The sequence below is a fragment of the Paenibacillus sp. TSM33 genome (assembly GCF_056099025.1).
Window position 1 is genome coordinate 157441 of the sequence record NZ_JBLZXB010000019.1, and the last position, 12673, is coordinate 170113.

A 12673-nucleotide genomic window follows, 5' to 3' on the forward strand; every position below is an offset into this window, starting at 1 on the left:
CCTCAACTTAAAAATAGGCTTCTTCGTATGTATGGCGGCTCCACGTTCTTCTTCAAGTTCAAATGGACCGCTCTACTTATTCGCACGTTGAGTCAAAACGCATTTTTAAAATGAGGATTTTTTATTTTTATTTGTTGTGGCAGGGGTAGGACCCTTGCAGAGCATCCCTCCGTGTGAAAGGCGGGGCCAAGCTTAAGGAAAAAGAAAGGGGCCGCCTGTTCCCGTGTTCCGGGGATGGAATTCACCAGCCCAACATCGACTGTGAATCCGTATTCCCGTAGCCTCGGGTCCTGTCGGCGCTTGCTCTCTCCGGTATCCGCTGACCGCATAGCCATCGCTCCGGCATCTGTCATCAAGACCAGACATGGGATGCTCTTATCGGGGTCTTTTCATTGTTTTATTCGACCATTCGAATACTCTACCAAAAGTCGCTTGGAAGGCGATTGGGAATCGAACCCTAATTGTTGGTGGATACATCAGATTTACAGGACACCTGACCCGATCAGGGCAGGCACTGCGGGACCTTAGGAAATCCTCGCCTCGGTAATATCTTCCTGTATCAGCCTTTATCATTATTGCGCACCCTAGCACACACGAACATGGCGAAAGTATTACGACCCCATAAAAAACAAAAAAAGACACGGAGGAAGCGCAGATGCTTCCCTCGTGTCGTTCTCTCACCATTCACCTTACAGCTCTTTGTGACATTTGACCATGATAAATTTGAATGGAGGTTTGCTTTCCATATTTTTATGTGGCTCAACAATTTCCGAAATTTCTGTTAATCCATATTTTCCGAATTCTTGTTCTATCGAGTCAGCATCATAAAAAAACATGTTTACCCCTTCCATGATCTCGAAATAGTCTTTACCTAGCTGCTTTCCCTTTCCAAACATCGGAGCTTCCTTTGAAATCGTAGTAAAAATCATATATCCGTTTGGCTTTAGCTGATGATAGCAATCTTTAATAAACTTCTCTCTCTCTTGTTTATTCAATAAGTGAATAAGCGCATAACAAAATATACCGTCATAAAGTTTGTTATCAAAAGGCATATCCGTTACGGAACCATGAAAAATACTAATATTAAGTCCTTTTTGTCTTGCCAAATCAATCGCTGTTTTTGAAATCTCTATACCTGTAACATGTATTCCGTTGTCCATAAAAACCTTGGCGTTTCTACCATATCCAATACCAGGTATCAATATATCCTTAACGTTCTTTTCAATGAAAAAGTCCTTGGTCAGGATTGCTGAGTCTGAAGGTTCAAAGCCCCACATCATTTGATTTTCTATAAAACTGGATTCCCAAAATTCTGTCATACCTTTATCTCCTCTATAATTATCTTATAATAATTTCAAATTTATTCAGGAGCAAGCCTGGTTTGGGACGTGTTCAACACCTCGGTCGCGGAAACTTCGGAACCCCCTGTCATTGTGGAAGTCGTCTGGTGGGTATAGCTAAATGAAGGAGTCTCATATTGCAATCCCGCCTTTTCGTACGTGAACCAATAGCTAACGGCTTTCCCAATGGAAAGGTCTGTAACCCGCTGCTCCCAAACACCGGCATTGTTGGTCATCCGGTAGTTGAGCTGTTGTCCACCTGCTAAAGTATAATGCACGTCAACATAGGCTGAGGCTGTTTTGGGTGTAAATTGAAGCAGTGCTTCACGATCGCTGACAAAGCGGGCCCGTACGGTGTAATCCTCCGTTTCTCCGCCTCCATCATTGCCGCCAGATGCTGCCTCCGTAGTTACCGATACAGCACGGCTTGCCGCAGACAGGTTACCGGCTGCATCACGAGCCTTGACGGTAAAGCTATAAGTAGTAGCTGCATTTAGTCCTGTAATTGAAGCGGAAGTAGCGTTTATTTTTGCCGCCTGGGCCCCGTCCTTATACACAATATACTCCGTAACACCAACATTGTCTGTGGATGCCTCCCATTCCAGGGTAACCGTCGAAGCCGTTTTGGTCGTAGCTCGTACATTTGCCGGGCTGGATGGAGCCTCTGTATCCGGCTGCGGATTGCCGCCGCTTCCATTTCCAGTATTAAAGCTGTTTGGCTGCACGGTAATGCTGTGCCCATCTGAGAAGGTTACTGTTTTGACCTGGTCTGTAAAGTTGTAGGCCACATAGGTTTTTACACCGTTCTTATGAAATACGGCATAAATAGGTGAATTGGCAGTGACGCTGCGGTCGATGTTTCCTACAGCATCCAAATTATAAATCCAGTGGTAGGCATTCGCCTTGGAATTCCCAGCTTCCGGTGTCATCGCCGCTACGCGTGCACTGAATTTGGCCTTGGCATCAGACGGGTCCGAAATCGCTCTGTACATATACACGATATCTTCCCACGGACTGAAATTCCCACCGCTTTTTTGCAGCAGATTGCTAAAATTTTCAGCCGCATATTCCGGATATTGTGTCAGATACAAGGAAGCAGAAGTAATCGGCAGCCAGTTGATGCCATGCACCTCTGCGGGATTATTGGTCCACCATGTGGCATTCCCCACCGTTTTACCACCCCAGATCATACTTGCCGTCGCACTTTGCATCCCTGAAGGGGTGTTTGTACCTTGTACATCAAACCAATATTCGTTAATCGCATTCATTTCCGTCGTGTATAGATAAATGCCCAGATCACGAGTTTGCGTATTTCCCGTCGCCTCGCCCCATAAAATCAGACCGGCCCAAGCATTCATCGCCTCCGAGGAGGATTCATTGTTGTTGCCGTCGCCAAATTTGGCATGACCGGAAGCCCAGGTGTGACCGGCATAGGGATCAAAATTACGTAAATACGGAAATTTAGAATCAGACCTGTCTGTATTGGCAATGTCGCGAATGAGCAGTTGCACCATCTGCCCCCATTGTGAATTGGATGCCCAGCTCTTGTCCACCCGTGCAATTTCGGCCGCAGCCTTAATAAAGTATCCGTAATGGAAATGATGGTCATTTAATTCTACCGCGCTGCCAAAGCTGTCGGGATAGCCGATTAATGTTCCCCAATTGCTATTGTACACAAATAGATTCGAGCTTTTCAGATTTCCTGAGCTGTCGCTGGCCTTAAACCAGTCCTGCAGCCGATTTTTAATCTCATTGCGGAACTGGGTCGCTGCTGCAGTATTACCCACCTGGTCAGCAATCGGCGCCAGCGCTGCCAGCTTGCCCAAACGTTTTCCAGTCCAGTACGTATCTCTATCGCCAGAGTAGACTTCCTCCTTCGCCTCGTCTATATAGCTGTTCAGCGTATTTTTATCATAAGATCCCAAATCGGGCAAAGAAGGGAGTACCCCTGTAAATTTCATCTTCGTTTGAAAAGAAGCTCCTTCCGCCGTTTTCATCAGACCACGTACAGAATTATACGTGTAGCCCAGCAGGGATTGTGATGAGTTTTTCCACTGATGTGGATATAAGGCAAAAATAGTACCCGCTTGTGTACCTTGTTTTGCGATTGTTGTAACGGTAAAGGTGGTTGTTACCTCGGAAGAGGCTTCGTTATAGCTGTACTGTGCTTTAGAGTTTGTAACAAAAGAATAGGCATATTGCTGAAATTTGTCCAAGGTCGCCGTTGTTTTGTCAGGCAAAGCCGCCACTGTAAAATAGTTTTTCCCGTTCAATTGATTGACCAGAGTGCTCGTTCCGAGGCCAGACCAGGTGCTGCCGGAAGGACCAAACAGACCATAGTGCGAGCCATTGATCGTAATGCCAAGCACAGGGGAGGTAGCTGAGCCGGACCAGACCTTGGGTACCTCATTGAACGAGAGCTTGGGATTACCACCGCCAAACTCGAAAAAAACATAGGGGGAGCCGTGTCCATAGGTAGCACTCATTTTGTTGCTTCCGCTTTGAAATAGTGATTTGACAAACCAGTCGCTGAAGTCGTCCACCTTGGCATCCGGAAATGAAGCGCTTACAGAATGACCTACGGTAAAATCGTTTACGTCATCCATCCAGCCTGCGATGTACCCCGGATTGACCGTAATTTTACCGCTTGGGTTAAAGATGCGCAGACCGTTTTGCTGATTTTTCAAGGCAAGTGGATGCGGATATTGAGCCTCGGAGTAGGGCACCCAGGCCAGACTGCTCCACCAGTCGTTGGTAGGCATTGGGCTGGTTACATTCGCAGTCTTATAAATTTCGTTTTGCGGTGTAGCTGCTCCGGTAGGTAATGTGGTTGAATATGAGCCTGTGCCTTGTGTGACCTCACCCGAAAAGGCTTTAGTAGAAACCGGTGCAGCTAAACATATCAGACTGGCACTTAACAAGCATAATATCATCTTTTTCACAACCAACATCCTCCTTTGGATTCTCTTAGCCCTTTCACTGCAAGGCGTTTCCCTTTTCATCCAAGCTGAATTCAACTTCATTGTGCTTGATCTACATTTCCAGGTCAATCCTTATATTTCTATAATCTAACTAAACGAGGCGAAAGTCTCTAAATAATACATAAGAAACCAGGACGAAAAACCCAAATATTATGTAATTATGTCATTTTGCAATAAGTAATTATGTCATTTCGATTTCACCCCATAAGACGTTCACCTTATGAGTTATTCACCCCATTAACCATTCATCCTACTAACCGTCTAATATATAAAAAAGAACCCTCCAGGCCTTTTAGCCCTTCAGATTCGATTCTCAGTCTTTTGAATTTCTAAGTTTTTAAGTTTTTAAGTATTTGAGTTTTTGAGTTTTTGAGTTTTTGTTTCTTATGCTCATTCCCCATGCTCCACACACCATTTTCGAAAAATGAGTGACTTTGCGGTGGGCAGCAGCGGAGCGGAGGGATTGAATCTGGAGAAGCGGTAGCGTTCGCCTTTGCAGTGGGATTCTTACCTTTAAATATCTTAAACAATCCGAAGAATCCCACTGCAACAGCGATCGGAAGATCAACCCCTTCGCGGAGCCTCCTTCTCCACCCAAAAACAACTCACTCATTTTTCCCGCTCAAAATACCCTTCTATTTTCCAGTCCACGCCAACCTGTGTCACGCTCAAATCCTGCAAGGCCACCGCATCGCCCATCGCAGACACGCCCTCTCCCCCAAGAAAGCCCGGAGCCGTGCGGCCTCCAACCAGCTTCGGTGCCATATACAGCACCAGCTTGTCTGCCAGTCCTTGCTGCACGAACGAAGCATTCACCTCGGCCCCGCCTTCCACGAATACTGATGAGACCTCCGCTGCCCCCAGAATGTCCAGCATTTGTGGAAGGTTGACCCGCTCACTGTTTTCATCCTGTGTCGGATATACCTTTATACCGAGCTGTTCCAGCTGGCTTCGCTTGCCTTCATCGTAAGCCCGTCCTGTGAATATCCAGGTCGGCGCCTCTCCATCTGTAATAACACGAGCATCTAATGGAATACGAAGCTTACTATCCAGAATGATACGAATCGGATTCCGCCCTTCTGGTAGACGAGTCGTAAGCTGGGGATTATCATGAATCACGGTCTGTACACCGACCAGGATTCCTACATGCTCGTGACGAAGACGATGCACATCCTCCCGTGCGGCCTCAGATGTGATCCACTTGCTTTCAGAGGTTCGAGTTGCAATTTTACCGTCCAGCGTTACTGCCGATTTGATCGTAACAAAAGGACGCTTGCTCACGATGTATTGATTGAACACTTCATTCATACGGATGGATTCCTGCTCACATACTCCGACAATGACCTCAATGCCCGCATCTTTCAAAATCTGTACCCCTCTGCCGGAAACCAGCGGGTTCGGGTCCAGTGCTGCAATGACCACCCGACGAATGCCTGCCTTCACAATCGCTTCCGCGCACGGGCCTGTCCGACCGTGATGGGAACACGGCTCCAGCGTTACGTATATCGTCGCTCCCCGAGCGTGGTCACCTGCCATACGCAATGCATGAATCTCGGCATGGGGCTCACCGGGCTTTAAATGAGCGCCGATCCCTACGATGCGGTCATTGTTAACAATGACTGATCCGACGAGCGGATTCGGCTCTGTTTGCCCTTTGGCACTTCTGGCATTTTCCAGTGCCAGGCGCATATATTTTTCGTGAGTGTTCATAGAACCTCCCTGAGATCGGAATCCCGCAAATGGCCGGATCGTTCTACTTTTGTATTCAAATACCGTTCATTATATTGTGACACATCGCCCCAGAGCGGCATACGACCCGCCACATTCATCCCCGATTTCTTTAAGGCATCCAGCTTTTTAGGGTTATTTGTAATTAGAGTTACTGGTTTTTGTCTCAGGTGTTGAAGCACACTAATGGCATCCGCATAATTGCGTGTATCATCTTCAAAACCCAACTGATGGTTGGCTTCAACGGTGTCCATGCCTTCTTCCTGCAGAATATAAGCCATGGCTTTACTAAACAAACCGATCCCGCGACCTTCATGATTTGCCAGATAGAACAACGCACCTGTGCCATGTTCGACGATCATTTTCATCGACTGGTGAAGTTGAAATCCGCAATCACAACGCTTGCTACCAAAAATATCTCCCGTATGGCAAATACTATGCATACGAACTAATGCATTTTCGGACTGTTGGAGATCCCCGTACACCAATACGCTAGATTGTTGTCCCTCCGCCAAATTGAGTGTGGACAATCGCTTCACAATCGTCTCAGCATTGGCATTCAGTAAGTTCTGGCGATCTTCCTCGTCCCGTACAGACAACCAGCAATACCATTGAAAAACAACCGTCTCCCCTTCCAAATTAACTGGTAGCTTGATCGGTCCTACCAAAATCGTCGAAGATTGCTCTCCACGAACGGTTTGAATTTTATCGTTAAGTAGCGTAGCTACAACTTTAATGTTCATCTCTCTGCACCATCCTTTATATAAACTCTATATATGAAATGCCTCGCAGTTCTCAGGCTAATCGTTGTTGTCAGGGTTTTATATCATTGAACTATGTGTAAGAAATGTTCATGAAACGTGGACTCCATGATCAGTTGACGCTCCTGAAGCTCGGTGACAGCCTTCCGTCGTCTGTCTTCGAAAGCCTTCAGGTCTTCTGCTGTATATACCCGCTGGCGTAAACGAAGAAGCTCACTGGCCAGCACATCGGCATCCTTCAAAGCAGCATTCAAGCCAAAAGCTCCCGTAGGTGTCATGGTATGCGCCGCATCTCCAATCAGGACCAGTCCGTTCAGCGCCCATGTGTCGCTGCGGCTGCTGAAAATATCCAACGGTACGAAGTCCCTCCATGAACGAATGTGATCATGCACACTATGCTTCAAATCTGGAAAAGCCTCCGTAAACAGCTGTATAAATGGTTCAAAAGATTGCTTAAACAGGGTGGGAAAGCTTCCCTCCTCCACATTCCAGCCAATTTGAATATAGCCCTCAGCCTGCGAGAATAAAGCCAACTGACCTCCGTTGACCAGTGCCAGACGAGTGACGGGCTCCCACCCGGCAGGTGCCGTGATTTTGGCCCATAGCAGATCATAGCCGTGGCGAATGTTCGTCACAGGCATCTCCGCCAACTTGCATACAGTCGAATAGCGTCCGTCTGCCCCCACAATCAAAGAACTGTGAATCGTAATCTCATGACCATTCTTATCGCGGGCGGTCAAGCCCGTGTACCCCTGCTCGCCGTCACCCTCCAGCGCAGTCACAGTTGTACCTGCCAGGTAACGAAAGGACTCGTAGGTGGATGCCTGCTTGAGCAGAGCCTCCAAAAATCGAGGTTGTGGAATATGCACTCCCACATTACCATGGATTAAAGCTGGCTCGACCGTCTTGATCTGCTGCTGATGCTGCCAATATTCGATTCTTGTGGAGGCAAGAATATGATCCTCATGAATTTGTTCGAGCAGCTTATGTTTTTGGATCAATTTCTGACCCTCATCATTTAAAATTTCACCGCGGAAAGCCTTTCCGGGTATGCTCTGCCGCTCAACCAATATCGTTGAAACGCCCTGCTCCGCCAGTAAACAGGATAACAAAGTCCCTGCAGGTCCCCCTCCAACTACGCACACTTCACATTCCAGCTTCATCCGACTTCCCCCTGCACCCAAACCATAACCTCAACGATTCGTTCGTACCTGTTCATTTAATTACATCATTAATCATATCAAATTAAGTTCAAATTTTAAGTATTAAAATCTCAAGCTCCGTATCAAAGCCAACAAGTTACTTTATGTAACAAAGTATATTTATATCATTCCATTTCGTCAAGTAATAAATTTATGTAAAGTAAAATCATTTACTTTTCACAGTGAATCGTTAATAATAGGAGCATGAGGTGATCACATGAACATTCCGCAGATGTGTCCACGGTTTGAAAAGGCTATGGAGCTACTGAGCAAGCGTTGGACGGTGTTGATCGTATTTCAACTAACGAATGGTCCGCAACGTTTCGTCGCTATTGAGAATTCAATTCCTAATTTAAGTGGAAAGGTCCTTTCGGACCGTTTGAAAGAGCTGGAGGAAGAAGGAATCATACAACGTATGGTTTATCCTGAGAAGCCCGTGCGGATTGAATACTCCCTTACGGATAAGGGACGCGATTTAGCTCCTTTATTTGACCATATCGGTAATTGGGCAACACGCTGGATTGAGGTTTTACCAGCACTTGAACAGCAATGATCCATTGGGCTACAGCTATTTTTCCTAGACTAACATGATCCACACACACAGACTGCTAACATGCCAAAGAACGCCTTTGCTCTAGGTACAATTCGTACTCATAGTGCAAGGCGTTCTATTTTTTTATATGACGGAGCATTAAAGGTCCATCTTGGATCGCATCCAGAATTTATACGTTCCCCTCACTGCTGCGTTGCATTTCCTCACGGATGGATTGCACCCGTTTTTTTCCCCACTCATACATCATCTCCACAATCGGTAAAATCGTCATCCCCAGCTCAGTCATCGAATATTCCACCTTTGGAGGCACTTCGGGATATACTTCCCGGTGCACAATACCGTCCTCCATCAACTCCCGTAGCTGATTGGTCAGCACTTTATGCGACAGCTTCGGAAACAGCCTTTGCAGGTCACTGAACCGGTGCGCCCCTTCCACACCCAAATGCCATAAAATGACGACCTTCCACTTTCCGCTTAACACGGACAAGGTCAGTTCCTTTTCGCAGTTATAGTCTCCGTTAACGATCTTCTCCCGTATTTCTTCTCTCAGCGTATCCGTCATATATCAATTAACTCCTTCTAAATCATCATGGTCTTGCACTCTAATAGTAACCTGTAGGTAACCTCCGTACTTGAAAGTGCATTCTTCACAGCCTGACGAAGCCATCCTACAATAGTAAATAACGTTACACATTCAAGGAGGAATAAAGTATGAGTAAAAAAGCTCTTTTTATTATACCCCCAGAGCGCTTTAATGAGGATGAATTGTTTAAACCGAAGGAAGCGCTGGAGCAAGCAGGTGTTACTGTAACGCTAGCTAGTACAAAAACAGGCGAAATCATGGGTGACTACAACGGTAAAGCGACCGCTGAGCTTGTTTTTACAGACGCTGTGCTGGCTGATTATGATGTGGTATCTGTAATCGGCGGATCAGGAACGAATGATCATCTGTGGAATAATGCAGATCTCCAAGCTCTGCTGAAACAAACTCATGAGCAAAAGACTTTAGTGGCCGGCATCTGCGCAGGCTCTGTAGCCGTGGCTCAAACCGGGCTGCTCTCTGGGAGAACGGCTACATGCTATCCAGTGGATGTACAAAAGGATCAACTCCAAGCACATCAAGCCGAATATCTAGCTCAGCATGTCGTTGCGCATAGCGATATTATTACAGCCGATGGCCCAGATGGAGCTCAGGAGTTTGGTAAAGCACTCGTTAAAGCTCTGCAATAAGCATATTCTCGAAGTTCCAGATGGCACTTTAAGCAGCACTCTAACAAGCCGCATCACGTCCTTTCTATTGTATGGGACCTGATGTGGCTTCTTTGTGTCATTTTCATGCCAAAGTGATTAATTTAATTGTATGGTCCTGGATTTTCGTGTTAGCTTTAAAGAATCGACGTTTAGTATAGGAGGCTTATATGCCGTGTTTATGAAAGGCAAAATCCATTTACATCAGGTAACGTCCGAATCGTTGCGACTGGGCGCCTTACTATCATTAGTAGGGGGCTTTTTGGACACATATACCTTTGTGGGAAGAGGCGGTGTTTTCGCCAACGCACAGACAGGCAATATCGTCCTGCTGGCTGTCAAAGTCATTCAGGGGCACTGGGTTCAGGCATTATCCTATATCCCGCCCCTGATCGCCTTTTCACTGGGCGTTTTTGTTGCCGAAGGGATCAAACGAAAATCAACCCACCGTTTAACTCCAGACTGGACCCGCGCAATTCTTTTACTGGAAATCGCGATTTTTTTCATCGTGGGATTGATTCCGCAAGGAGTTCCCAATACGGTAGTAGTGGTGATCGTCTCATTCGTCGCTTCCGTGCAAATGACTTCCTTCCGCAAGCTCATTGATGTGCCGTACACCTCCACGGTCAGCACCGGTAACCTTCGATCAGCTATCGAGGCTGTGTATGTCGCTGTAACGACCAAGGACACGAACGCTGCCATTCGAGCGATGCGTTATGGTGTCATCCTGGCTGCCTTCTTGGTAGGAGCCTTGCTGGGGGGATTTCTGACTTTGACGATTGGGGATAAAGCCGTTTGGGGCGCTGTTGTTGCACTTATTTTTTCTTTTATTTTATTTACAGAAGAGGAAAAGTGGAAGCTACCGCTGCGTCACTAATCCTCCATTATATTAGCCCTGAATGAACTGCCGCTGGGCCGTTTCAAAGAAATTCAAGAGGTTCTCACGGGACGAAAATGCTGCCTGAGCAGATTGGTTGCTACCGCCCCCCTTGCCCTGAAACGCGCCCAGATTCTCTTTCAAAAACGCTCCGCAACTAACAGATTGGCTACCGTTATGTGCCAGAATGATTTTGTTTTCAGCTGTTGTGGCAAATAAAACAAGCAAATCATGCTCAGCGGTTAGCTTGGTAGTTAATTGCTGCAACTCCTGAATGGATTTTTGTTCAAATACATGAGCAATAACGTGCCCCTGTACAGCAGACAGCAGCTCTTTCGCCTGGTACGATGCATTTTCCTCTTGTAGGAGCTCTACTTGCGCCTTGAGTTGCTTATGCTCCTGCTCCCATTTTTCGAATCGAGTCAAAATATCCTTTCGCCCAGTATTGAACTTCGCAGACAACACGTCCAAAATCCGAACACTATCATTAAAGTCCTGGAGTGCGCGAGCACCACATTTGAAATGGATTCTCGCCATCCCTTTTTGCTTTTCCCATTTCAAGCATTTAATCATCCCGATTTCCCCGGTCTGAGCCACATGTGTACCGCCGCAAGCATTATATTCAATGCCTTCGATCTCAACAATCCGAATATTTTCCGTAACTTTAGGCATTTTCACAAGCGGAATGTTCTTCAATTGCTCATGGGTTACAAAATAACTTTTTATACTGCGGTTATTGTAGATTTGCCGATTTGCTTCCTGCTCGATTGCCGATAGCTGCGCAGTTGTTACATCCGCACAGTTGACATCAATTGTGGCGTACTCTTGTCCCAAATGAAAGCTTTCTGTACGTGCACCCAACAGCTCCAGGCAAACCGCTGACAGCAAATGCTGTCCGCTATGCTGCTGCATATGATCAAATCTGCGCTCCCAATCCAATTGGCAGGCCACTTTTCCCTCCTCCGGCAAACGTTCTACCTGATGCCATATATCCCCATCTTCAAGAGCAACATCTAGTACACGGATGCCCTGAATCGTTCCTGTATCACATGGCTGACCTCCACCATGCGGATAAAAAGCCGTTTCCTTGAGCATAACAAAAAATGCTCCGTCTCTTTCCATACTCTGTGTAATATGAGTGTCCCACTCCGTAAGATTTGGAGCGGTGTAATATAATTTTGTCGACATTTCAGGTCCCTCACTCTTGGATATCTTGGTCTCATGCGATATCCACTTATTATCAAGCACTTCATTGTAAATATCAATGTAGTGAATAGCTTAAACTACTGCACTGACACCTCCATGTAGTAGAAGTCTGCATGACGATTAGCAAAATTTAGCTTGAAATTCATTTTTGAATCGATTAAGATTAGTCGGCTAACTAATTTGCCAACTGGAACACAAATGTAAGAAGAAAGGAGAACCTTATGGATTTTGATTTACGGGACTTGCCCACTCGTGAAGCGCTGCAAGAATTTTCTATGCGTATCCCAGAGATTGATGTAAGAGCGACAGAAGCGATGCTATTTTTTATGCGCGTATCCTCCAGTCTTTTTAAAGTCAGCTTTGAAGGCTTTGAGAAGTTTGGTATATCTCACGGAAAATTTTCAATATTAATTCTCCTGTATCGCAACATCCAAACAGGATTGCTGGCTACAGAGCTTGCGGAGAAAGTAGGGGTTAGCAAACCTACCGTTACCGGTCTGCTTGACCGTCTGGAACGCGATGGGCTTATTATTCGATCTGTTCATCCTTCCGACCGCCGCATGAGCATTGTTAAACTGACCGAACAAGGAACAGAAATGATGGAAAGACTGCTGCCTGTACATTTTACATGCACTTCCACATTGATGAGCCATCTATCCAACGATGAAAAAGAACTGCTCCTGACATTACTGAAAAAAATAGAAAGCGGCATCCCTGAAGCAAAAGAGATATATAAAGCAGCAAAGCCAGAGTAAGTTTTAATTTTTGCATTTTAGT

Annotated in this window: 11 protein-coding genes; 4 read left to right on the forward strand and 7 right to left on the reverse strand. The window is 46.1% G+C overall.

What is annotated here, in order from left to right:
* Positions 1-689 precede the first annotated feature (689 nt).
* From ACN6NF_RS21530 to ACN6NF_RS21550, 5 genes are all read right to left on the reverse strand, one after another.
* On the reverse strand, positions 690-1319 hold the full coding sequence (locus tag ACN6NF_RS21530) for a class I SAM-dependent methyltransferase (RefSeq protein ID WP_474319512.1): 630 nt from the start codon (positions 1317-1319) through the stop codon (positions 690-692).
* A 41-nt stretch (positions 1320-1360) separates the two neighbouring features.
* The gene (locus ACN6NF_RS21535) at positions 1361-4282 is read right to left on the reverse strand and encodes a glycosyl hydrolase (protein ID WP_474319513.1); all 2922 of its coding nucleotides are present in this window, start codon (positions 4280-4282) and stop codon (positions 1361-1363) included.
* A 648-nt stretch (positions 4283-4930) separates the two neighbouring features.
* A complete protein-coding gene (ribD, locus tag ACN6NF_RS21540; protein ID WP_474319514.1) occupies positions 4931-6031 on the reverse strand; it encodes a bifunctional diaminohydroxyphosphoribosylaminopyrimidine deaminase/5-amino-6-(5-phosphoribosylamino)uracil reductase RibD in 1101 nt (366 codons plus the stop codon).
* Positions 6028-6792, reverse strand: coding sequence for a GTP cyclohydrolase II (locus ACN6NF_RS21545; protein ID WP_474319515.1), 765 nt, complete (start codon positions 6790-6792; stop codon positions 6028-6030). Before ACN6NF_RS21545 ends, ribD begins: the two co-directional genes overlap by 4 nt.
* Positions 6793-6875: 83 nt before the next feature.
* Complete coding sequence (locus ACN6NF_RS21550; RefSeq protein WP_474319516.1) at positions 6876-7973, reverse strand: FAD-dependent monooxygenase; 1098 nt, start codon at positions 7971-7973, stop codon at positions 6876-6878.
* A 256-nt stretch (positions 7974-8229) separates the two neighbouring features.
* Here ACN6NF_RS21550 and ACN6NF_RS21555 point away from each other — a divergent pair, with 256 nt between their 5' ends.
* The gene (locus ACN6NF_RS21555; RefSeq protein ID WP_474319517.1) at positions 8230-8565 is read left to right on the forward strand and encodes a winged helix-turn-helix transcriptional regulator; all 336 of its coding nucleotides are present in this window, start codon (positions 8230-8232) and stop codon (positions 8563-8565) included.
* A gap of 169 nt (positions 8566-8734) precedes the next feature.
* On the opposite strand, the gene ACN6NF_RS21560 is transcribed toward ACN6NF_RS21555, so the two are convergent.
* A complete protein-coding gene (locus ACN6NF_RS21560) occupies positions 8735-9127 on the reverse strand; it encodes a winged helix-turn-helix transcriptional regulator (RefSeq protein ID WP_474319518.1) in 393 nt (130 codons plus the stop codon).
* A 149-nt stretch (positions 9128-9276) separates the two neighbouring features.
* Between ACN6NF_RS21560 and ACN6NF_RS21565 the strand changes: the two genes are divergently transcribed.
* Positions 9277-9795 carry a DJ-1/PfpI family protein gene (locus ACN6NF_RS21565; protein WP_474319519.1) on the forward strand — a complete coding sequence of 173 codons (519 nt, stop codon included), beginning with the start codon at positions 9277-9279 and terminating at the stop codon, positions 9793-9795.
* Between the two features lie 193 nt (positions 9796-9988).
* Positions 9989-10690, forward strand: a complete 702-nt coding sequence (locus ACN6NF_RS21570; protein ID WP_017425588.1) for a YoaK family protein — start codon at positions 9989-9991, stop codon at positions 10688-10690.
* A gap of 12 nt (positions 10691-10702) precedes the next feature.
* On the opposite strand, the gene ACN6NF_RS21575 is transcribed toward ACN6NF_RS21570, so the two are convergent.
* Positions 10703-11878, reverse strand: a complete 1176-nt coding sequence (locus ACN6NF_RS21575; protein ID WP_474319520.1) for an alanyl-tRNA editing protein — start codon at positions 11876-11878, stop codon at positions 10703-10705.
* Positions 11879-12117: 239 nt separating this feature from the next.
* On the opposite strand from ACN6NF_RS21575, the gene ACN6NF_RS21580 reads away from it, so the two are divergent.
* Positions 12118-12651, forward strand: coding sequence for a MarR family winged helix-turn-helix transcriptional regulator (locus tag ACN6NF_RS21580; protein WP_474319521.1), 534 nt, complete (start codon positions 12118-12120; stop codon positions 12649-12651).
* Positions 12652-12673: the final 22 nt, after the last annotated feature.

Excerpts from the sequence above, each read along its gene's own strand:
- ACN6NF_RS21530 (WP_474319512.1), bottom strand. The coding sequence starts at position 1,319 with ATGACAGAATTTTGGGAATCCAGTTTTATAGAAAATCAAATGATGTGG.
- ribD (WP_474319514.1), bottom strand. The coding sequence starts at position 6,031 with ATGAACACTCACGAAAAATATATGCGCCTGGCACTGGAAAATGCCAGA.
- ACN6NF_RS21545 (WP_474319515.1), bottom strand. The coding sequence starts at position 6,792 with ATGAACATTAAAGTTGTAGCTACGCTACTTAACGATAAAATTCAAACC.
- ACN6NF_RS21550 (WP_474319516.1), bottom strand. The coding sequence starts at position 7,973 with ATGAAGCTGGAATGTGAAGTGTGCGTAGTTGGAGGGGGACCTGCAGGG.
- ACN6NF_RS21555 (WP_474319517.1), top strand. The coding sequence starts at position 8,230 with ATGAACATTCCGCAGATGTGTCCACGGTTTGAAAAGGCTATGGAGCTA.
- ACN6NF_RS21560 (WP_474319518.1), bottom strand. The coding sequence starts at position 9,127 with ATGACGGATACGCTGAGAGAAGAAATACGGGAGAAGATCGTTAACGGA.
- ACN6NF_RS21565 (WP_474319519.1), top strand. The coding sequence starts at position 9,277 with ATGAGTAAAAAAGCTCTTTTTATTATACCCCCAGAGCGCTTTAATGAG.
- ACN6NF_RS21575 (WP_474319520.1), bottom strand. The coding sequence starts at position 11,878 with ATGTCGACAAAATTATATTACACCGCTCCAAATCTTACGGAGTGGGAC.
- ACN6NF_RS21580 (WP_474319521.1), top strand. The coding sequence starts at position 12,118 with ATGGATTTTGATTTACGGGACTTGCCCACTCGTGAAGCGCTGCAAGAA.